At 73.5% G+C, this 21113-nt stretch carries 16 protein-coding genes and 1 other RNA gene; 4 read left to right on the top strand and 13 right to left on the bottom strand.

Annotated elements, in window-relative coordinates:
- Positions 1-914: 914 nt before the first annotated feature.
- The 5 genes from ACIOD1_RS30125 to ACIOD1_RS30105 all read right to left on the bottom strand — a co-directional run bounded on the left by ACIOD1_RS30125 (position 915) and on the right by ACIOD1_RS30105 (position 5970).
- On the bottom strand, positions 915-1499 hold the full coding sequence (locus tag ACIOD1_RS30125) for an ABATE domain-containing protein (protein ID WP_365624298.1): 585 nt from the start codon (positions 1497-1499) through the stop codon (positions 915-917).
- 86 nt (positions 1500-1585) lie between these two features.
- On the bottom strand, positions 1586-2140 hold the full coding sequence (locus tag ACIOD1_RS30120; RefSeq protein ID WP_401905858.1) for a GNAT family N-acetyltransferase: 555 nt from the start codon (positions 2138-2140) through the stop codon (positions 1586-1588).
- A gap of 9 nt (positions 2141-2149) precedes the next feature.
- Entirely contained in the window at positions 2150-3328 is a 1179-nt protein-coding gene (locus tag ACIOD1_RS30115; protein WP_401905856.1) for a uroporphyrinogen-III synthase, read from the bottom strand.
- Positions 3329-3499: 171 nt separating this feature from the next.
- Positions 3500-4870 carry a nitrate/nitrite transporter gene (locus ACIOD1_RS30110; RefSeq protein ID WP_365624304.1) on the bottom strand — a complete coding sequence of 457 codons (1371 nt, stop codon included), beginning with the start codon at positions 4868-4870 and terminating at the stop codon, positions 3500-3502.
- 95 nt (positions 4871-4965) lie between these two features.
- The gene (locus tag ACIOD1_RS30105; RefSeq protein ID WP_365624306.1) at positions 4966-5970 is read right to left on the bottom strand and encodes a LysR family transcriptional regulator; all 1005 of its coding nucleotides are present in this window, start codon (positions 5968-5970) and stop codon (positions 4966-4968) included.
- Between the two features lie 84 nt (positions 5971-6054).
- On the opposite strand from ACIOD1_RS30105, the gene ACIOD1_RS30100 reads away from it, so the two are divergent.
- Positions 6055-7374, top strand: a complete 1320-nt coding sequence (locus ACIOD1_RS30100; protein WP_401905855.1) for an MFS transporter — start codon at positions 6055-6057, stop codon at positions 7372-7374.
- Between the two features lie 113 nt (positions 7375-7487).
- Here the strand turns inward: ACIOD1_RS30100 and ssrA are convergent.
- From ssrA to ftsE, 5 genes are all read right to left on the bottom strand, one after another.
- Positions 7488-7876, bottom strand: a transfer-messenger RNA (tmRNA) gene (gene ssrA, locus ACIOD1_RS30095).
- A 147-nt stretch (positions 7877-8023) separates the two neighbouring features.
- Positions 8024-8509: an SsrA-binding protein SmpB gene (gene smpB, locus ACIOD1_RS30090; protein WP_266908355.1), complete on the bottom strand. Its 486-nt coding sequence runs from the start codon at positions 8507-8509 to the stop codon at positions 8024-8026.
- Positions 8510-8527: 18 nt separating this feature from the next.
- Positions 8528-9730: a S41 family peptidase gene (locus ACIOD1_RS30085; RefSeq protein WP_365624308.1), complete on the bottom strand. Its 1203-nt coding sequence runs from the start codon at positions 9728-9730 to the stop codon at positions 8528-8530.
- Positions 9731-9797: 67 nt separating this feature from the next.
- Positions 9798-10760: a permease-like cell division protein FtsX gene (gene ftsX, locus ACIOD1_RS30080; RefSeq protein WP_365624310.1), complete on the bottom strand. Its 963-nt coding sequence runs from the start codon at positions 10758-10760 to the stop codon at positions 9798-9800.
- Between the two features lie 16 nt (positions 10761-10776).
- Entirely contained in the window at positions 10777-11466 is a 690-nt protein-coding gene (gene ftsE, locus ACIOD1_RS30075) for a cell division ATP-binding protein FtsE (protein ID WP_030240478.1), read from the bottom strand.
- 228 nt (positions 11467-11694) lie between these two features.
- On the opposite strand from ftsE, the gene ACIOD1_RS30070 reads away from it, so the two are divergent.
- Positions 11695-11886, top strand: coding sequence for a hypothetical protein (locus ACIOD1_RS30070; RefSeq protein WP_365624313.1), 192 nt, complete (start codon positions 11695-11697; stop codon positions 11884-11886).
- A gap of 120 nt (positions 11887-12006) precedes the next feature.
- On the opposite strand, the gene prfB is transcribed toward ACIOD1_RS30070, so the two are convergent.
- Positions 12007-13116, bottom strand: coding sequence for a peptide chain release factor 2 (gene prfB / locus ACIOD1_RS30065; protein ID WP_365624315.1), 1110 nt, complete (start codon positions 13114-13116; stop codon positions 12007-12009).
- Positions 13117-13431: 315 nt separating this feature from the next.
- Between prfB and ACIOD1_RS30060 the strand changes: the two genes are divergently transcribed.
- Positions 13432-14454, top strand: coding sequence for a 2-oxoglutarate and iron-dependent oxygenase domain-containing protein (locus ACIOD1_RS30060; protein WP_365624318.1), 1023 nt, complete (start codon positions 13432-13434; stop codon positions 14452-14454).
- Positions 14455-14514: 60 nt separating this feature from the next.
- On the opposite strand, the gene ACIOD1_RS30055 is transcribed toward ACIOD1_RS30060, so the two are convergent.
- The gene (locus tag ACIOD1_RS30055) at positions 14515-15777 is read right to left on the bottom strand and encodes a serine/threonine-protein kinase (RefSeq protein ID WP_365624321.1); all 1263 of its coding nucleotides are present in this window, start codon (positions 15775-15777) and stop codon (positions 14515-14517) included.
- A gap of 150 nt (positions 15778-15927) precedes the next feature.
- Complete coding sequence (locus ACIOD1_RS30050) at positions 15928-17667, bottom strand: serine/threonine-protein kinase (protein ID WP_365624324.1); 1740 nt, start codon at positions 17665-17667, stop codon at positions 15928-15930.
- A gap of 461 nt (positions 17668-18128) precedes the next feature.
- Here ACIOD1_RS30050 and ACIOD1_RS30045 point away from each other — a divergent pair, with 461 nt between their 5' ends.
- The gene (locus ACIOD1_RS30045; protein ID WP_401905852.1) at positions 18129-21089 is read left to right on the top strand and encodes an FtsK/SpoIIIE domain-containing protein; all 2961 of its coding nucleotides are present in this window, start codon (positions 18129-18131) and stop codon (positions 21087-21089) included.
- Positions 21090-21113 lie beyond the last annotated feature (24 nt).

Genomic DNA, 21113 nt, shown 5'->3' with positions numbered 1-21113 from the left:
TACGCGATTTCGCTGCGCTCCACCCTTGACCGACCGGCCCGTCACGGAATGCCAAAGACTGTCGGGAAGCCCCCAAAAGAACGGGCTGGTCTGAACGAGGGAGGAGCGGCCCCGTCATAGGCAATGGGACGGCCGCTTCGGCGACCAGACCGGGCATTCGGGTCCCTCACAGCCCCTTTCAGGACGGTGGAGACGGCCCACGCACCAGGTCGTGACCCCTCCCACTCGGCTTAGCGTCTGCGATCCGTCTGTGGCCGGACATAAGCCGCACCAGGCCTCTCCTGTCCCACTCGGCTCAGCGACTGCGACCCGGATGAACTCAACGGCCCACTGACCGCACGAAATGACGAAGTCATCAACGGTGAATGTGGAGAAGCGGTCATGGACTGCAAGAAGAGGGCTCAGAAGCGCGAATGCCCAGACGGGTCGCAGTCGACAAGCCGAGTGGGATACGTGAGGCCTCGTGCGGCTATGCCCGGCCACAGACGGGTCGCAGTCGCTAAGCCGGGAGGAAGTGTGTAGCGATCCGATGCGCCCTCGGTGCCGTTCAGGTGTCCTGATCAGCCGCAGGTGTGGAGTAGTCCGAGCCGAGTCCTGAAAGGTTCTGTGAGGGACCCGGATGCCCGGTCTGGTCGCCGAAGCGCCCGTCCCATCCCCTATGACGGGGCCGCTCCTCGTCACTACAGACCAGCCCGTTCTTTTGGGGGCTTCCCGACAGTCTTTGGCATTCCGGGACGGGCCGGTCGGTCAAGGGTGGCCGAAGGCCATCGCGTAGCGACGCGACCGTAGGGAGCGCCCTTGAGGGACCGGACCGGCACGGAAGGACAGTGGACTGGCGGGAAACCCCCAAACGCTCCGCGAGACCGCCCCACACAGGTACCGCCGAGGTTCCCCGCAGCCCCCGCACCACCCCCCTACCCCGCCCCCTGCCCCGCCTCCGCCGGGGTGCGGGCTCGGCGGCGGTGGCGTGCTACGCGCTCGCGGTTGCCGCACCGCTCGCTGGAGCACCAGCGCCGGCGGTGGCCGCGTGAGGTGTCCAGGTAGACCCGGGCGCAGCCGTCGCCCTCGCAGGTCCGCAGCAGGGCGAGGTCCCCCGGGTCGGTGAGGAGTTCCACCGCGTCCCGGGCCACGGCGGCGAGCAGGCCCGCGCACTCGACGCCGCCGCACAACTCCCGCACGAGGTGGCCCTCCTGGTCGCGGACGGCACATACGCCCGGGGGTGGTCCGGCGGCCGCCGCGTTGACCCGGGCGAGGGCGGGCTCCTCGGGGCCGGCTCCGGCGAGTTCGCCCCGTACGAGGCGGTCCACGTCGCCGCGCAGGCCGCGGAAGGCGGTCGCCCAGTCGGGTCCGAGGCGTGCCAGTGGGGTCCGGTCGGGGACGAGCCCGGCGCCGACGAGCCACAGCCGGAGCCCGTCGCCGTCGCCGATCCCCTCGGTGTCCCCGCGGGGCGTGCCGGTCGCCAGCAGGTCCAGACAGACCCGCCCGGAGTCGAACCACATGCGCGTCACCGCCTCGGTCGCCGTGGGCCTCTCCCAGAGTGCCGTCGCGGGGTGCGTTGCGGAAGCCCCCGGACGGGCGCCGCGTGCTACGCGCCGGGCGGCGGGTCGTCGTGGAGGAGTCGCTGGAAGAGGCGGTGGTCGCGCCAGGCCCCGGCGATGTGGAGGTAGCGGGGCGCGAGCCCGTACTCGGTGAACCCGGCCTTGATCAGGACCCGTTGCGAGGCGACGTTGTCCACGCGGGTGCCGGCCTCGATCCGGTGGAGGCCCAGTTCGTCGCGGGCGGCGCGGCAGACCTCCCGCACCGCCGCGGTGGCCACGCCCTTGCCGTTCCAGGCCTGGTCCAGCCAGTAGCCGACGCCCCCGCCGCACAGTGGTCCGCGGACGATCGAGCCGAGGTTGACCGCCCCGAACGGCGTTCCGGTCGCGGTGTCCACGCACACGTACGGGACCATGCGCCCGGCCTCGTGTTCGGCCAGGTACTCCTCGATGCGGGCCCGCTGGCCCGCCTCGGTGTAGAACGCCTCGGTCCGCGCGGGCTCGTAGGGGGTCATGAAGGCCCGGTTGCGCGTGAGTACGTCGGCCAGCGCGGCAGCGTCCTCGACGGCGACGACCCGCATCTCCACTCCGTCAACGATCAGCATCCGGGCACGCTAACGGACCTCCGCCCACTGGTCGTCGGCGCCCCCGCACTCCCCCGCGTCCAGCGACAGCCGGTACCCCCGCTTGACCACCGTCCGGATCAGCCCCGGCGCCCCCAGCGCCGCCCGCAGCCGGGCCATCGCGGTCTCGACGGCGTGCTCGTCGCGCCCCGCGCCCGGCAGGGCCCGCAGCAGCTCGGCCCGGGAGACCACCCACCCGGGCCGGCGGGCCAAGGCCTCCAGGAGGGCCATCCCGGCCGGGGGCACCGGCCGCAGGGTGTCGTCCAGGATCACCGCGTGGCCCCGGAACTCCAGCCGGTGTCCGGCGACGGGCAGGACCCGCGCCCGGGCGGGGAGTTCGCGGCAGAGCAGCTGCACCAGGGGCCCGAGCCGGAAGCGCTCCGGCTGGACCGTGGCCACGCCCTCGGCCTGTAGGGGCAGCGCGGTCACCGGGCCGACGCACGCGGACAGCACCGGGCCGCGCAGCGCGTCCAACACCGCCTCCCGCAGTCCGCGCTCCGCCGCCCGGGACAACAGGGAGGCCGCCGCGGGCGCCGAGGTGAAGCTGACGGCGTCCACGGCCCCCACGGCCACCGCGTCGAGCAGCCGGTCCAGCGGCGCGAGGTCCTGCGGGGCCATCCACCGGTAGACGGGCACCGGCACGACCTCGGCCCCGGCCGCCCGCAGCGCCTCCACGAAGCCGGGCAGCGGCTCCCCGTGCAGTTGGAGCGCGATCCGGCGGCCCGCGACCCCGGACTCCAGCAGCCGGTCCAGCACCTCGGCGAGGGATTCCGAGCCGGGTGACCAGTCCTCCACCAGCCCCGCGGCCCGTACGGCCCCCTTCACCTTGGGCCCGCGCGCGAGCAGTTCGGCGGACCGCAACCGGTCGAGGAGTCCTTCGCCGATGCCCCATCCGTCGGCGGCCTCGATCCAGCCCCGGAAGCCGATGGCGGTGGTGGCGACGACCGCGTCGGGCGGGCTGTCGATCAGCTCCTTGGTGGCGGCCATCAGCTCGCCGTCGTCGGCGAGCGGCACGATCCGCAGGGCGGGCGCGTGCACGACGGCCGCCCCGCGCCGGCGCAGCAGGGCGATCAGGTCGTCGGCCCGTCGGGCGGCGGTGACGGCCACCGTGAACCCGGCGAGGGGTGCGGCGGCGATCGGCCCGGCGTGCGGGGTGGGGTCCTCGTCCATCGTGGTGTCCTGCCTTGCCCCTGGGGAATGTCCTGCCGATCGGGCCGGTCGCCCCCGGGGGGACGGTCGGCCCGATGTCGTCGTGCGGCGCGAACCGAGCCTGTCAAGGCGTCGTGTCGGGCTCGGTTCCACCGTATTTCCGCGTCGTAACGCGCCCGCCGCGCCCCGTGCTCACACCGCCGTGAGCTGCGCCTTCCTTTCGCTCCCGGTGGCCCGGTCGGGGGTGGTGGAGGGTCGGCGAAGGTATACCGCCCAGGTGACGGCGCAGCACGCCGCGTAGAAGCCGAGGAAGGTGACGAAGGCGGCCGTCCCGGAGCCGGTGTCCTGGAACGCCTGGCGGAAGACCAGATTGATGCCGAGTCCACCGAGCGCCCCCACGGCCCCGATGAGGCCCATGGCGGCCCCGGACAGGCGCCTGCCGTACGCGGCGGCCTCCTCGGCCTCCAGGCCCCGGGCGAGCGCCTGGGCCTGGAAGATGCCGGGGACCATCTTGTAGGTGGAGCCGTTGCCGAGGCCGCTGAGCGCGAAGAGGGCCACGAAGCCGACGAGGAAGACGGGCAGGGACTGCCGTACGGAGGCCAGCACCACCACCGCGGTGGCCGCGGCCATCGCCAGGAAGGCGGCCAGGGTGATGCGCGCCCCGCCCCACCGGTCGGCGAGGGCCCCGCCGACCGGCCGGACCAGGGAGCCGAGGAGCGGTCCGAGGAAGGTGAGCGAGGCCGCCTGGAGCGGGGTGCGTCCGAACTGGGTCTGGAGGACGAGGCCGAAGGCGAAGCCGTAGCCGATGAAGGAGCCGAAGGTGCCGACGTAGAGGAAGGCCATGATCCAGGTGTGCTTCTCGCGCAGGGCCTCGCGCACCGCGCCGGTGTCGGCCCGTACGGGCGCCAGGTTGTCCATGCGGACGAGGGCCAGCGCGGCGGCGACCACGATCAGCGGGAGGTAGGCGGCGAGCAGCAGTCGGGGGTGGCCGGCCCCGGCGGTGGCGATGACGAGGAGCGCGACGAGCTGAACGACGGGGACGCCGATGTTCCCGCCGCCGGCGTTCAGTCCGAGCGCCCAGCCCTTCTTGCGGAGCGGGAAGAAGGCGTTGATGTTCGTCATGGAGGAGGCGAAGTTCCCACCGCCGACCCCGGTCAGGGCGGCCACGGCCAGGAAGGTGCCGTACGAGGTGCCGGGTTCCATGACCATCAGCGCGGCCACGGTCGGCACGAGGAGCAGCAGGGCGCTGACGACCGTCCAGTTCCGGCCGCCGAAGCGGGCGACGGCGAAGGTGTAGGGCACCCGGACGAGGCCGCCGACGAGGGTGGCGGTGGCGATGAGGAAGAACTTCCCGGCCGGGTCGATGCCGTAGGCGGGGCCCATGAAGAGCACCATGACCGACCACAGGGACCAGATGGAGAAGCCGATGTGCTCGGAGAGGACGGAGTAGAGCAGGTTGCGGCGGGCGATCCGCTCTCCGGACTCCCGCCAGAAGGTCTCGTCCTCCGGATCCCACCGCTCGATCCAGCGGCCTCCCCTGCGCGGTGCGGTGGTACCGGTCATCACACGCCTCCCCAGCTGTCGTTGCCTGGTCCGACGGTAGGAAGGGCGCGTTTCGGCGCCGGTCCCCGCCGGATGACCGGCGGGAAACCTTGCACTCACCCGGTCTCGGGGCCCGCTGTGAGCGCCGTCGGACCTGGCGTCCCGTGGTCGGGGGCGAGCGCGGCGGGCAGCCAGCTGCCCGGGGGGACCGCCAGCCAGCCGTGGGCGTCCTGGAGCTCGGTGGCGGCCCGCAGGAGGGCGTCGAGGCCGGGGTGGCGCAGGCCGCGCCGCCAGACGAGGGACAGCGGGGACAGCGGCACCGGGTCGGTCAGGGGCCGCTTGACGCAGCCGGGCATGTCGGTGAAGCCGACGGTGGCGAGCACCGGGTGGCCGGTCTTGGCCATGACCCGGCGGAACTCCTCCTTGCCGACCGCCACGGGCGCGGGCGGCGCGGCGGCGATGTCCCGTCCGGCGAACAGTTCGGCGGCCAGCCCCGTCCACTCCAGGGTCCGCGGGTTCCCGGCCCCGGTGTAGACGCTCTCCCCGGCCAGGGCGGCCAGCGGTACGGTCTCCCGCGCGGCCAGCGCGTGCCCCTCGGGCAGCAGTACGGCGAGGGGCTCGTAGCGCACCGGCCGGTGGGCGAGGCGGGCCCGCAGGGAGGGCTCCAGCCCGGCCGCGTAGCCGAAGGAGACGTCGAGCCGACCGGCGGCGATCTCGGCGGCGGCATGGGTGAGCCCGCTCTCGAAGCGGGCCATCAGCTCGCAGCCGGGGGCGAGTTCGCGGGCCCGCTCCAGGACGAGGCGCCCGGTGCCGGGCCCGTCGGAGTTGATGTCGACGAGGAGGGCGCCGGGCGGCCCCGCGAAGGCGGCGGCCAGCTCCTCGTGGGCGCGCAGCACCTCGCGGGCGTGGGGCAGCAGCCGCTCCCCGTCGGGGGTGAGTTCCACGGCCCGGGTGGTGCGCAGGAACAGGGTGGTGTCCAGGGCCCGTTCGAGCCGGCGCACGTCCCGGCTGAGGGCCTGCTGGGCGACGTAGAGGCGGGCAGCGGCGCGGGAGAAGTGCAGCTCCTCGGCGACGGCGAGGAAGCCGCGCAGCAGCCGGGGGTCCACGTCGGGGGAGGTCACCCCGGGAGATTAACAACGCGGGCGGGTGAATGGGCCCGGAACAGGTGTTGGACCGCTCCGGGGCCCGGGCCGCAGGCTCGGCACATGCACCGGACCGCCCCCTTCGCCGCTTCCCCCGCCCGCCCCGTCCCCGCGTTCATGACCGTGACCGGCTCCACCCTGGTCCTGGCCGCCCCCGCCGGCTCCCGGCGGCGCCGGCGTCCCGCCGGTCCCTACGCCCGCCTCTTCGCGGTCCCCGGCAGCCGCGGGTTCACCGCCGGGAACCTCCTCGCCCGCCTGCCCATGGGCATGTTCGGGATCAGCGCGGTGATGATGATCGCCGGGCAGCGGGGCTCGTACGCCCTCGCCGGGGCGGTCACCGCGACCGGCCTGGCCGCCACCGCCCTCGTCGCCCCGTGGACGGCCCGGCTCGTCGACCGCCACGGCCAGGCCCGCATCGCCGTACCGGCCACGGTGATCGCGGTCCTCGGCTCGCTCTGCCTGGCCCTGTGCGTCCGCGCCGGAGCCCCCGCCTGGACCCTCTTCGCCTCCTACGCCGCCACCGCGACCACCCCCAACATCGGCGGCATGTCCCGGGCCCGCTGGACCCACCTGCTGCCCCCGGCCGCGCACCACACCGCGATGTCCTTCGAGCAGGCGGCCGACGAGCTCTGCTACCTGCTGGGCCCGGTCCTCGCGGCCCTGCTGTGCACCGCCGTCGCCCCCGAGGCGGGCACCCTCACCGGGGCGGCGCTGCTGCTGGTCGGGATGCTCGTCTTCACCGCGCACCGCGCCACGGAGCCCCCGCCCTCCGGCGGCGGCGCCGCCCCGGGCCCCTCCCCGCTACGGGCGCTGCGCCCGCTCCTCGGGATCTTCCTCGCCGTCGGGGCGGTGTTCGGGTCCATGGAGGTCACCTCGGTGGCGCATCTGGCCGAACGGGGCCTGGGGGCCGCCTCCGGGCCGGTCCTGGCCCTCCAGGCGGCCGGCTCCTGCGCGGCCGGCCTGCTCTACGGAACCCTCCGCGCCCGGAGCCTGACCTCCTGCCTGCTCGCCCTGGCCGGGGCGATGGCCCTGCCGTGGGCGGCGGCCTCGACGGGCTCGCTCCCGCTCCTGGCCGCCGCGCTGCTGCTCGCCGGGGCGGCGACGGCCCCGGCGATGGTCACGGCGATGTCCCTGGTCCACGCCCGCACCCCGGCAGGCCGGCTCAACGAGGGCATGACCCTGGCCGTGACCGCCATCCTCGGCGGCATCGCGGCGGGCAGTGCCACGGCGGGCCTGGTGGTGGACCGGCTCGGCACGACGACGGCGTACGCCCTGCCCGCGGCGGCGGCGCTGTGCGCGCTGCTCCTCGCGCGCGCGACCGGAGGATCGATCCGGCGGCCGAGCGACGGTGCCCGCGCAGTGGCGCGGCCCGAGGGCCCGTGATCCCGCGGCACCGGCACCGCGCAGAACTTCGACGAGGTCACCGTCCACGGCTGACCCCGGACATGACGAAGGCCCCGCAGCCAACAGGCCGCGGGGCCTTCGCCCACATGGGGTTGTGGAGATGGCGGGAATCGAACCCGCGTCCAACGGTGCAGAAGTAGGGCTTCTCCGAGCGCATTCCGCTGCGCTTTTCTCAGCCCCGGAGATCACACGGACAAGTCTCCGACGGGCTCAGTCACTGTTTGATTTCCCTCTATCCCCCGTGACCGGAGTTAGAGGTTTAGATCCCTAATTGACGCCAGGATCCGGACCGGGACCACTTCCGGGCTGACGCTCCTCACAGAGGCTTCAGCTCACTGTTATTAGGCAGCGAGGGTGAAGCGGGAGTTATCGCTCTTGGAGTTGGCGATTATTGTTTGCGACATATGGTTAACGAGATCATTGCCGCTTCCTCGGCTCGCTTCCCCTACATCGACATCCGCTGTCGAAACCGATCATCCCCATGTTTCACGCTATTCAGTTAGGGTCCTGCGATGTCGCCGGGCTCCGTCGGACCGACCGGATCCCGCTCCACCGGCACCCTCCGCGAAGCCGCGGCGTGTGGTGCTGACGCCATCGTACGCGAAGTGGACCACGGTGTGCCAGAAGATTAAAGCTGCCCGCGCTCCTTGCGCTTCACGGCCGAGATCACCCGGTTCGTCTCGCGCGTGTCCTGCTTCTCCCGCAGGGACTGACGCTTGTCGTACTCCTTCTTGCCCTTCGCCAGCGCGATCTCGATCTTCGCCCGGCCGTCCTTGAAGTACAGGGCGAGCGGCACGATCGTGTTGCCCGTCTCCCCGGTCTTCGAGTCCAGCTTGTCGATCTCCTCGCGGTGCAGGAGGAGCTTGCGCTTGCGCCGGGCGCTGTGGTTGGTCCAGGTGCCCTGGCTGTACTCCGGCACGTGCACGTTGTAGAGCCAGGCCTCGCCGCTCTCCACCGAGACGAAGCCGTCCACCAGCGAGGCACGTCCCTGGCGCAGGGACTTGACCTCGGTACCCGTGAGCACGAGACCGCACTCGTAGGTGTCGATGATCGTGTAGTCGTGCCGCGCCTTCTTGTTCTGGGCGATCAGCTTGCGCCCTGTTTCCTTAGCCATAGTGCGGTCATTTTCGCACTACGGACCCACTCCGATGCCACTCAATACCGTGCGGGCCCGCTCCTCGGCCCCGTCGCCCGCCGCCAGGTCGGGGGTGATGCCCGCGCCGTCGAGGCTGCGGCCGGCCGGAGTGCGGTACGTGCCCACCGTCAGCTCCGCCACCGAGCCGTCCGGGAGTTCGGTGGGCATCTGCACCGAGCCCTTGCCGAAGGTGCGGGTGCCGACCGTGACGGCGCGGCCCCGGTCCTGGAGGGCGCCGGTGACCAACTCGGCCGCGCTCATCGTGCCCCCGTCCACCAGGGCCACCAGCGGGCGGGCGGTGTCCCCGCCCGGGTCGGCGTACAGGGCGCGCTCGGAGCCCCGTACGTCGTACGTCGCCACGAGTCCGCCGTCCAGGAACGCGGAGGCCGCCCTGACCGCCTCGGTGACCAGCCCGCCCGGGTTGCCGCGCAGGTCCAGCATCAGCCCGGCGCCCGGCGGGGCCTGGCGGACCGCCTCCCGGACCCGTTCCCCCGAGCCCCGGGTGAAGGAGTTCACCTTGATCACGGTGACCCCGCCCGCGAGGCGGCGTACCGTCACCGCCTCGGTGTGCAGCTGCTCGCGCCGGACGGTCTCGGTGAGGTCGGCGCCGCCCCGGCTCAGGCCGAGCACCACCGGGGTGCCCGCCGCTCCGCGCAGCAGGGCCACCACGTCGGGGACGGCGAGCCCGGTGACGCCCTGCCCGTCCACGCTCAACAGCCGGTCACCGGCGCGCAGTCCGGCCCGGGCGACGGGGCTGTCGGGTTGGACGCGGTCCACCTCGATCCGGCCGTCGCGGCGGCGGCCGGCCCACAGCCCGACCCCGGTCCAACGGCCGTCGAGTTCCTCCGCGAAGGCGGCGTACTCGCCCTGGTCGTAGACGGTGCCCCAGCGGTCCCCGCTGCGGCTGACCACCTCCTGGGCGGCCTTCTTGCCGGACTTCCCCTCGGCGACGGCCTCTGCGGCGGCCCGGGCCACGGCCTCCCGGTCGGCGGTGCCGGGGTCCTCCGCGCCCGGCGGCGCGGGCGGGTCCTGCTCCGCGGCGGTGGCGGCGGCGCCGGTCAGGGCGAGGGCGCGGGCGTCGTCCGGGGTCCAGCAGCCCGTTCCCGCGGCCGCGGTGACGGACACGAGGAAGAGCAACGTCAGAGCGGCCCCGCGACGCAGGTCGCGGGGCCGGAGACAGAGGGCGGGCAGACCCGGCATGGCGCCGAGTCTAGGACAAGCCCCGGTGCGGCAAGGCGGGTTGGCCGTACCTCACACGGGGCGCTCGTCACACCTTCAGGTACTTGCGCAACGCCACGAACGCGGCCAGCGAAGGCATCAGCAGACCGATGACCAGCACCAGAGGCAGCTTGGTGAGGACGGAGTCCCAGCCGATGAAGTTGATCAGCTGGAGCTTGTCGCGCAGCGCGGCCCCGTGGTCGATCACGAAGTACTGACCACAGGCGAGCATCACGCAGGCGAGGATCGCCCCGATCAGGCCGGCCACGGCGGCCTCCAGGATGAACGGGACCTGGATGTAGAAGCCCGAGGCGCCCACGAGGCGCATGATCCCGGTCTCCCGCCGACGGCTGAACGCCGAAACGCGCACCGTGTTGACGATCAGCAACAGGGCCACGATCAGCATGATCAGCATGATGCCGAGGGCGGCCCAGTTGAGGGAGCCCAAGAGCTTGAACAGGTTGTCCAGCTCGCTGCTCTGGTCGGCGACCGACTGGACCCCGTCCCGACCGGCGAAGGCGGAGGTGATCACCGCGTACTGCTCGGGGTTCTTCAGCTTGACCCGGAAGGAGTCGGGCATCTGGTCCGGGGTGACGACCGAGGCCAGGGCCGTGTGCCCGTACCGCTCCTTGTAGTGCTTGTACGCCTCGTCCGAGGACTCGTACAGGACGGTCTGGACGAGCGCCATCTTCTTCAGCTCGGCCTCGATGCCCTGCTTCTGCTCGGGGGTCACGGCCCCCTTGGAGCAGGGCTTGCCGGAGCCGGCGGCGGGCGCACCGGCCGTGGCGGGGGCTGCGGCCGCGTCGACGGCGTCGCTCTTGGTGCAGAGGTAGACGGTGACGTTGACCTTGTCGTACCAGTAGCCCTTCATCGCGCTGACCTGGTCGCGCATGAGGAGGGAGCCACCGAACAGGGCCAGCGAGAGGGCCACGGAGATGATGACCGCGAAGGTCATGGTGAGATTGCGACGGAGACCGACGCCGATCTCCGACATGACGAACTGGGCGCGCATGACGTCTCAGGGCCTTTCAGTGCTGGTAGCCGTAGACGCCGCGCGACTGGTCGCGCACGAGTCGGCCCTGTTCGAGTTCGATGACGCGCTTGCGCATCTGGTCCACGATCTGCTGATCGTGCGTGGCCATGATCACGGTGGTGCCGGTCCGGTTGATCCGGTCCAGGAGCTTCATGATCCCGACGGAGGTCTGCGGGTCGAGGTTGCCCGTGGGCTCGTCCGCGATCAGCAGGGCCGGCCGGTTGACGAAGGCGCGGGCGATGGCCACGCGCTGCTGCTCACCGCCGGACAGCTCGCCCGGCATGCGCCCTTCCTTGCCGCCGAGGCCGACCAGCTCCAGCACCTGGGGGACGGCCTTGCGGATCTCTCCGCGCGGTTTGCCGATGACCTCCTGCGCGAAGGCCACGTTCTCGGCGACGGTCTTGTTCGGAAGCAGCCGGAAGTCCTGGAAGACGGTCCCCAGCTGGCGCCGCATGTGCGGGACCTTCCAGTTGGAGAGCTTCGCGAGGTCCTTTCCCAGCACGTGCACCTGGCCGTGACTCGCCCGTTCCTCGCGCAGGACCAGGCGCAGGAAAGTGGACTTGCCGGAGCCGGAGGAGCCGACCAGGAAGACGAACTCGCCCTTCGCGATGTCGAGGGAGACATCTCTGAGTGCGGGACGGTTCTGCTTCGGGTAGGACTTGGAGACGTTGTCGAATCGGATCACGGGTGCACCACGGTCGCCGGGAGTAGGTGAGCGTGACCATACGCGACCGGGCGCGAGGTCGGGACCCGGCATCCGGAGTTGCCCGTTTTATCCCGGGTGCGCGAGGGGCCGGACCGTGATGGCCCGGACGGGCCGCGCCGAATGTCGGCGGAGCCGGCACAGTGGTAGGGGGAACGGACTCGGTCCCCGTGCCGTTAAAGGTTGGCGAGGGGACGAGAGGAGGAGCGCATGACATATGACCGGCTCGTGTGTGCGAACTGCGCCGCACCTGTCAGCCAGGGCCGCTGCCCTGTGTGCCGGGCGAACCGGGAGCGCCTCCAGCAGGAGCAGGGCCCGTTCGGCGGACTGAATCCGGTGACGCTCGTCGCGCTTCTGGTGTTGTTGGTGACGGCGCTGGCGCTGGTGGCCCACACCGCGTAGCCCGTGCCGCGTCCCGATCAGACGTGATCACACGTAAAGGGGAAGGGCCCGGACACCTGACGGTGTCCGGGCCCTTCCGCGTGAGCGTGGGTGTCACGCGTGGTCGCGTGTCACACGGTGTTACGCGCCCTGCTCCTGCTGCTTGCGCCAGCGGATGCCGGCTTCCAGGAAGCCGTCGATCTCGCCGTCGAGGACCGCCTGCGGGTTGCCGACCTCGAACTCCGTCCGCAGGTCCTTGACCATCTGGTACGGGTGCAGGACGTAGGACCGCATCTGGTTGCCCCAGGAGCTTCCGCCGTCCTTGAGGGCGTCCATCCGGTCCTTCTCCTCCTGGCGGCGCCGCTCCAGGAGCTTGGCCTGGAGCACGTTCATCGCGCTGGCCTTGTTCTGGATCTGCGAGCGCTCGTTCTGGCAGGAGACCACGATGCCGGTGGGCAGGTGGGTGATGCGGACGGCCGAGTCGGTCGTGTTGACGCCCTGGCCGCCGGGGCCGGAGGCGCGGTAGACGTCGATGCGCAGCTCGCCCTCGTCGATCTCGACGTGGTCGCTGGACTCGACGACCGGCAGCACCTCGACGCCCGCGAAGGAGGTCTGGCGCCGGCCCTGGTTGTCGAAGGGCGAGATCCGGACGAGCCGGTGGGTGCCCTGTTCGACGGAGAGGGTGCCGTAGGCGTAGGGGGCCTTGACGACGAAGGTGGTCGACTTGATGCCGGCCTCTTCCGCGTACGAGGTCTCGTACACCTCGGTCGGGTAGCCGTGCCGCTCCGCCCAGCGCAGGTACATGCGCTGGAGGCGTTCGGCGAAGTCGGAGGCATCGACGCCACCGGCCTCGGCACGGATGTTGACGAGGGCCTCGCGCTCGGCGTACTCGCCGGAGAGCAGGGTCCTGACCTCCATCTCGTCCAGCGCCTTGCGCACGGAAACCAGCTCGACCTCCGCCTCGGCGAGGGTGTCCGCGTCGTCCATTTCCAGGGCGAGCTCGAACAGCACCGCGAGGTCGTCGATGCGGCCCCGCAGGGTCTCGGTCTTGCGGACCTCGGCCTGGAGGTGCGAAAGCTTGCTCGTGATCTTCTGGGCGGCATCCGGGTCGTCCCACAGGGACGGCGCGGCTGCCTGCTCCTCGAGCACGGCGATTTCTGCCCTCAGCTTGTCGAGGTCCAGGACGGCCTCGATCGACCCCATGGTCGAGGAGAGGGACTTCAGCTCTTCGGAAACATCGACAACTGCCACGGGCCCAGCCTAGCCGGTCCGCGGACGGCACTCTCCGGCCAGGCCGTATCCGCCCTTATGGAGGGTGGTGGGTGCGGGCGTACGCTCGCCCTATGACCCTCCTCCTCGTCAAGCGCCGCCATGTGGACCACATGCGTGTGACCACGACGAGCTGTCTGCCGACGGACCCCGCACGAGCCTGATCCACCCCGATCCGACTTCGGTCCTGACGCGCGGCCACCCCGTCCCGGCGCCACCCCTGCCGGCGGACGGCTCGACCCGCCGCCCCGCCACCTTTGGGGCACAGGACCCCGTGACATCCGAAACGGAGCAGTCATGCCGTCCGCGCACCCTTCTTCCGCCCCCTCCCCGTCGTTGGCCGTGATCGATCTCTCCCGGGCCGACGACCCGGCCGAGCGGGCCGACTTCCTCAAGCAGTTGCACGCCGCCGCGCGCGACACGGGCTTCCTGTACCTGACGGGGCACGGGATAACCGGGGCGGAGACCGCCCGGATCCTGGAGCTGACCCGCGCCTTCTTCGCCCTCCCGGAAGCCGACCGGCTGGCCGTGAGCAATCTGAACTCCCCGCATTTCCGGGGCTACACCCGGATCGGCCACGAGCTGACCGGCGGGGCCTCCGACTGGCGGGACCAGCTGGACGTCGGCGCCGAGCGGCCCGCGCCGGAGCCGGGGCCGGAGGATCCGGCGTACCTGTGGCTGGAGGGACCCAACCAGTGGCCGGCGGCGCTGCCGGAGCTGCGGGAGACGGTCCTGGCCTGGCAGAGCCGGCTTGCGGCGGTGGCCCACCGCCTGCTCCGGGAACTGCTGGCCTCCATCGGCGCCTCTCCGGACTTCTTCGACGCGGCCTTCGCGGACCGGCCGCACCTGCACACGAAGCTGATCCGCTACCCCGGCTCCGCCCCCTCGGGCACGGACCAGGGGGTCGGGGCGCACAAGGACTACGGCTTCCTGACGCTGCTCCTCCAGGACGGGGTGGGCGGGCTCCAGGTGGTCCGGGACGGCGGCTACGTGGACATCCCGCCGATGCCGGGGGCGTTCGTGGTCAACCTGGGCGAGCTGCTGGAGATCGCCACCGAGGGGTACCTGGTGGCGACCGATCACCGGGTGGTCAGCCCGCCGGGCGCGGTGGAGCGGTACTCGGTGCCGTTCTTCTACAACCCGCGGCTGGACGCGGTGGTGGAGACCGTCCCCGGGGACTACCTGCGCTCGGCCCCGGGTCTCGCGCAGGACACCTCGAACCCGCTCCACGCGGAGTACGGCCGCAACGAGCTGAAGGGCTGGGTCCGCGCCCACCCCGCGGTGGCCCGGCGCTGGCACCCGGAGCTGGTCCGCGCCTGATCCTTCGCGCCTCGGGGGTGGTGTGGTCGAAGTCCCGTCCGGCGGGACTTCGACCGGCCCCTAGGGGCGCAGGGGGCCCGAGTGTCGGGTGTCCTGCGGCGGGGGGTCCTCGCCGCCGGAGAGGGCCAGCCAGCCGCCGACCCCGACCGCGGCGGCCAGCGCCACCGCCGAGGCGGACAGCAGCAGCCTCCGCTTGCGCGCCGCCTCGGCGCGGTGGCGGGCGGAGCCCGGGCGGTGACCGCCCGCGGGCCGCGGGACCCGGGCGGTCCCCAGGGCGCCGCCGGCGAGTTCGTCGGGGCCCGGGACCCGCATGGAGGTGTGGGTGTCCCGGTTGGAGTCGGTCGCGGAGCCGGGGACCAGCGGGACCACGCCCCGCCTGCGTCCGGGTTCGGCCCCCGTCGTGGAGGCGGGCTCCTCGGGGACGTCCTCCGGTTCCCGTTCGGCGTCGTCCGGCTCGTCCACGTCCAGCGGTGGCATCCCGGCCAGCAGCGGCAGCAGGTCGCGCAGCCGGGTGGACAGCTCCGAGGCCCGCAGCCGTGAGGCCGGGGCCTTGGCCAGGCACTGCACCATGAGCTGCCACAGCTCGTCGGGGATGCCCGGCAGCGGGACCACCGTCTCGGTGACGTGCCGGCGCAGCACCGCGCCCGGGTGGCCGCCGCCGAAGGGGGTGAACCCGGCGAGCAGCTCGTACAGCACGGTGGCCAGGGCGTAGATGTCGACGGCCGCCCTCGGCGGCAGGCCCTCCACTATTTCCGGGGCCAGGTAGTCGGGGGTGCCGATGATCCGGGTCGTGGACGCGGAGGTCCGGCCGGTGGGGACCCGCCTCGGGGAGTCGATGAGCTTGGCCACGCCGAAGTCGGTGAGCAGCGCGGGGTGCGCGCCGCCCGGTCCGAGCGGGCCCTGCATGTCGAGGAGGACGTTCTCGGGTTTGACGTCGCGGTGGACGACCCCGGCCGCGTGTGCGGCGGCGAGGGCGTCGGCGACGTCCGCGACGATGGCGACGGCCGCCTCGGGCGCGAGTCTGCGTTCGCGGTCGAGGCGCGTGCGGAGGTCCGTGCCGCGGACGAGGTCCATGACGAGGGCGAGGTCGTTGCCGTCCACGACGAGGTCGCGGACGGAGACCACGTGCGGGTGTTCCAGGCCGAGGAGCGCGCTGCGCTCCTGGACGAACCGTCCGACCAGTTCCTGGTCGGAGGCGAGGTCCTCGCGCAGCAGTTTGACGGCGACGGGCCCGTCAGGCCCCTCGCCCAGCCACACCGTGCCCGCGCTGCCGCGTCCCAGGATCTGGTGCGCGGTGTACCGGCTGCCGATCTTCCGTGCCACAACTGCTCCCTCAGCGGCTGGCGTACGCACCAAAGCTACGCGGCCGAATGGGGGTTGGGCGCTCCGGATCGCGGCGACCTTGACTTCTGCGGGCGAAATCACCTGCCGGATGTCGACAAATCCATGAAGTCGGCGCTTCTGGGGGCTGATTCAGGGGGTGCCCCCGCCACCCGTCGAGTCTCCGACGGAGCCGACGAAGTCCACGGCGTCGTTGCCCCAGGTCCACACCTGGTCCCACCAACCGCGTCCGGTGCCGACCCAATCCTGGAGGGGGGTCAGTTCCCACACCAGCCAGCCACCGACGAACAGCAGCAGGATCATGACCAGGCAGCCCTTGAGGCAGCCGAGGCCGGGGATCCGGACCGGGTTGGCGCTGCGGCGGCGCGGCTCGCGCGGCTCGCGCGGGGCCTGCTGCTGCGGGGGCCGCTGCTGCTGGGGGCGCTGCTGCTGGGGCGCCTGCTGCTGGGGCTGCTGCGGCTGGCGGTACTGGGGCTGGGCGTACTGGGGCTGCTGCTGCGGCGGCTGGTACGGCTGCGGCTGGTACTGCGGGGGCGGCTGCTGCTGCTGGTAGTGCGGCGGCGGGGGCGCCTGGCGGTACTGCGGGGGCTGCTGGGGCGGCTGCTGGTGCTGCTGCCGGGGCTGGTGCTGCGGGGGCGGCGGAGCCTGGCGCTGGGGGCGGCGGCGCAGCGGGTCCTCGCTCGGGTCGAGGTACTGCATCTGCGTCTGCTCGTTGCGGTCGCGGACGGCCCGCATCTGCGACTGCCACGGGTGCGCCGCGTCCGGCTGCTGCACGGGCGGCATGACGGAGGTCGCCTCGGCGGCGGGCGCTCCGGTGCTCGGCAGCACGGTGGTGGCGTCGGCCCCGCCGATCGGGGGCAGCACGCTGGTCATGCCGTTGGGGTCGTACGCGCCCGCCGGCCCTGCGGGGGCGACCGGCGCGGCCATGCCCGCACCGGGGCCGGAGGGGACCGGCGCGGGCGAGGGGTCGGGGGCGAGCAGGGCGCCGACGCCGAGCGCGGCCTCCACCTCGTCGGGCGAGGAGTGCACCCGGATGCCGGCGGCGACCACGCGCAGGCCGCGGGCCAGGTTCTCGGCGCTGGGGCGCTCGTCGGGCTCCTTGCGCAGGCAGCGCTCGATGACGGTCCAGAGCGGCTCGGGCAGGGACGGCGGGCGCTGCGGGTCCTCGCTCAGGTGGCGGTGGAGCACCTCCAGCGCGGTGCCGCCGGCGAACGGCGGGCGGCCGGTGACCAGCTCGTAGAGCAGGATGCCGGCGCCGTAGATGTCGACGGCGGAGGTCTGCGGGCGGCCCTCGGCGGACTCGGGGGCCACGTAGGCGGGGGTGCCGACGAACTCGTGGGTGCGGGTCAGGCCCGGGGAGTCGGCGAGGCGGGCGATGCCGAAGTCGGTCAGCATCGGCTTCATCTGGCCGTTGCTCTCGTCGAGCAGCACGTTGGCGGGCTTCAGGTCGCGGTGGACCACGCCGTCGGCGTGGCTGGCGGCGAGCGCGTCCGCGATCTGGGCGGTCAGCAGGCTCGCGGCGACGGGGCTGAAGGGGCCGTTCGCGCGGATGTACTTGTGCAGGTCCGGACCGTCGATCAGGTCCATGACCAGGGCGAGGAGGTCCCCCTCGACGACCAGGTCGCGGGTGCGGACGATGTTGGGGTGGGTCAGGCGCAGCAGGACCGACCGCTCGCGCAGGAAGCGCATGACGATGTCGGGGTCCTGGGCCAGCTCCTCCTTGAGGACCTTGATGGCCACGGTCTCGCCGGGCTGACCGGCGACGGCCGCCTCGGCTCCGGCGGCCTCTCGCTGGCTCGCACGCCAGACAGTGCCCGTGGCGCCGCGTCCGAGCGGTTCCACGAGCAGGTACTTGCTGCCGACTGGCCGCACGTCGCGCGCTCCCTGCTGTCGTCCCTTGGGGTTTTCCCGGTGTGGGGGGTGGTTCCGCTGTACGCGTTTCCGGCCCAACTCTAGGGGGTGTCTCCGGGGAAGACGCGGGACGGCGAGGGTTGGTTGCCGCACATTTGTGCGATGGGTGAGTTTTGTGGGGTATGCCGGAGGCTGTTTCTTCTGGTTTTCGCTCTGCTCGATGTCCGTATTTGTGCACTGCACCCACCCCCTCCTGATCGATCAAGATCATTTCTTGGCGGGTGCCGGGCGTGTTGTCCGTGACAGGTGCGAGGATGCACCCGTACGGAACGGCCGGGACGGGAGCCCTGCCCTTCCGGCAGACCTGACCGGGCGACGCGTCCGTGCCGGGCGGGGGGTGACCGGGCAGGCATGCCCCGACGTTCCCTGCCGGGCGCACGCACCGCGCACTGCGCTCCGCGCAGAAGGGACCGCTGACGGCGATGCAGATCCGGCTGACCGTCCTTGGATCGCGCAGCGGCCACCTGGCCGCCACCGCGCCAGCCAGCTGTGACGTGCTCGTCACCGCGCCCGCCGGGACCGCGCTCGCCGCGGTCGCCTCGGGGCTCGCGGCGACGGTGGGCGGACCCGACACCGGCGGCACGGTCGTCCTCTACTCCGGGTCCCGGCGGCTGGACCTCCAACGGACCGTCCTCGGCGAGCCCCCGCTGGTCGACGGGGCGGTGCTCTCGCTGCACACCCCGGCCCCCGACCCGGCCGGCGACGACGGCGACGCCCCCCAGCTGCACGTGGTGGCCGGTCCCGACGCGGGCGGGGTTCACCTGCTGCACCCCGGGGCGGTGCGCGTGGGCCGCTCGGCGGACGCCGACGTGCCGCTGGACGACCCCGACGTGTCGCGGCTGCACTGCGCGGTCACCGTGATGCCCGACGGACGCGTGGCCGTGGCCGACCTCGGCTCGACGAACGGCACCACCCTCGACGGCGTCCCGGTCGGGGTGCGGGCCGTGGCACTGCCCTCCGGGGCCCTCCTGCGGATCGGCGAGTCCACCCTCAGGCTGGCCCCCGGCGGCGGCAGACCCCTCGCGGTCGTCCCGGACCTGGAGGGCCACCTCTCCCTGCCCGACCCCTCCGCCGACGCCGGTCGCGCCCCGCACGCGGGCGCCCCCGACAGCGGCGCGCACCCCCTCGACCCGGCGGCCGGCGCATTCGGGGCGCCCGCCGCCCCGGCCGCCGCCCCCGACTCCGACCCCCATGCCGGCTTCGACTCCGGCTCCGGCTTCGACTCCGACCCGGACTCCGGGACGTACGGCGGGGCCCGGCCCCGGCGCGGGATCGGGGCCTGGGCCCGCAAGTGGGTGCGCGGCGAGGACTCCCCGGCGGGCGAGGACGCGGCGGCCCACGCGGAGCCCCCGGCGGTGGCGACGGCCGCACCGGACGCCGACGACCCGGCGGCGCTGCTGCTGGCGGCGCTCGGGCCCACGGAGCGGCTCTGGTCGCGCGGGCCCGGCCACCCCGGGTTCCTGGAGGTCGGGCTGGGCGCGGGGAGCCGGGTCGCGCTGCGGCACACCGGCTCGCTGGGCATCGCCGGACCGCGGGCGCGGCTGACCGGGGTGGCCCGGTCGGTGATCGCCCAACTGGCCGCGCTGCACGCGCCCGGCCGGCTGGAGATCGTGCTGCTGGCCGCCGACCGGGTCCGCCCGCTCCAGGAGCGGCGGCGCGACTGGGGCTGGCTCGGCTGGCTCCCCCACGTACGGCCCGCGCACGGCCAGGACTGCCGGCTGCTTCTGGCCTACGACCGCGAGCAGGTGGCCGCCCGCGTCGGGGAGCTGACCCGGCGGCTGGACGACGGCCCGCTCGGCACCCATTGGGCCGCGGCCGATCCGGCGACCCTGCACGAGGCGGCGTACGCGTACGACGGCCCGCGCACCGTGGTGGTCCTGGACGGCGATCCGGGCGCGGGCGCCCTGCGCGAGGTCACGGGCCGGCTCGCCTCGCACGGGGCCGCGTCCGGGGTCCACGTCCTGGTCCTCTCCGAGACCCCGGCGGCCACCCCGGCCTCCCCGGTGGCGCAGACGTACGACAGCGCGTGCGCGAACGCCCCGGCCTTCCGCGACTGCGCCATGGTCGCGCTGTTGAGCGGCGATGTCGCCACGACCGTACGGACCTTCGCGGTCGGCGTCGGCCGGCCGGTCCCGCCCGGGGAGAGCGCCGTGGCCGACGGGGTGTCCACCGCCTGGGCGGAGCGGTTCGCCCGGGCGCTCGCCCCGCTCCGCACCGTGGGCGGGCCGGGTTCGACGAGCGCGTACCGCCCGGCGGCGGCCACCCTGCCCGCTTCCTCCCGGCTCCTGGACGAGCTGGGGCTGGCCCGTGCCACGCCGGCCTCGCTGATGGCCCGCTGGGCGGCGGCCACCGACCAGGGCCAGGGCGTCGGCGGCCTGGCCGAGGTGGTGCTGGGCAGCGGGCGGCGCGGTCCGGTCGGGGCGGAGCTGGTCCACGAGGGCCCGCACCTCCTGGTCGAAGGTCCCACCGGGAGCGGCCGGACGGAGCTGCTGCGTTCCCTGGCCGCCTCCCTGTCGGCGGCGGCCCGCCCCGACCGGCTCGGCCTGCTCCTGCTGGACGGCGCCGGCGGCGAGCGCGGCGAGGGCCTGCTGCCCTGCACGGAGCTGCCGCACGTGTCGGCCCACCTGGTGGCCTCGGACCCGGTGCGCATGCGGGAGTTCGCGCAGGCCCTGGGCGCCGAGCTGAAGCGGCGCCACGAGCTGCTGGAGGGGGCGCCGTTCGCGGAGTGGCACTCCCGCCGGGAGCTGTCGGACCGGATGGTCGCGCCCCGCCGGCCGACCCCCGGCGAGCTGCGCGGGGACCTGGAATCGCCGCGCAGCGGGACCCTGCGGTTGCGCGCGGCGACGGCCCGTACCGATCAGGTGGCCGGGCCGAGCCCGCTGCCCCGGCTGGTGGTGCTGGTGGACGACTTCGACGCGCTGGTGGCCCCGGCGCTGGGCAGTACGGGCCGGCCCGCCGCCGGCTCGGTGGTGCGGATCCTGGAGGCGGTGGCGCGCGAGGGGGCCCGGCTCGGGGTGCACCTGATCGCGGCCAGCGCCCGCCCGGACCGGACGGCCGACACCGAGCCGGCCCGGATGGCGAGCCTGCGCGTGGAGTTGGGAGCCCCCGACCAGCCCGGGCCCGGGCGCGGGGTGCTGCGGTACGCCGACGGCAGATCGGTGCCCTTCCAGGCGGGCCGGGTGACGGGGCGGATCCCGCGCACGGCGACGCTGCGGCCGACGGTGGTCCCGGTGGAGTGGGAGCGGATGGGTGACCCTCCGGCCCGCCGTCCGGTGCGCGAGCTGGGCAACGGGCCGACCGACCTGGCGCTGCTGGCCAGTGCGCTGGACCGGGCCTCCCACCTGGTCTCGGCGGTCCCCGTCCCGTTCCCGGCGGCCCCCTGAGGTCCCGCCGGCCCCGCGCGCACG

This window comes from Streptomyces sp. NPDC088097 (assembly GCF_044741845.1).
In the GTDB taxonomy this organism is placed as follows: domain Bacteria; phylum Actinomycetota; class Actinomycetes; order Streptomycetales; family Streptomycetaceae; genus Streptomyces.
The sequence above is the reverse complement of the archived record's forward strand: the minus strand, read 5'-3'. Positions and strand labels throughout refer to the sequence as shown.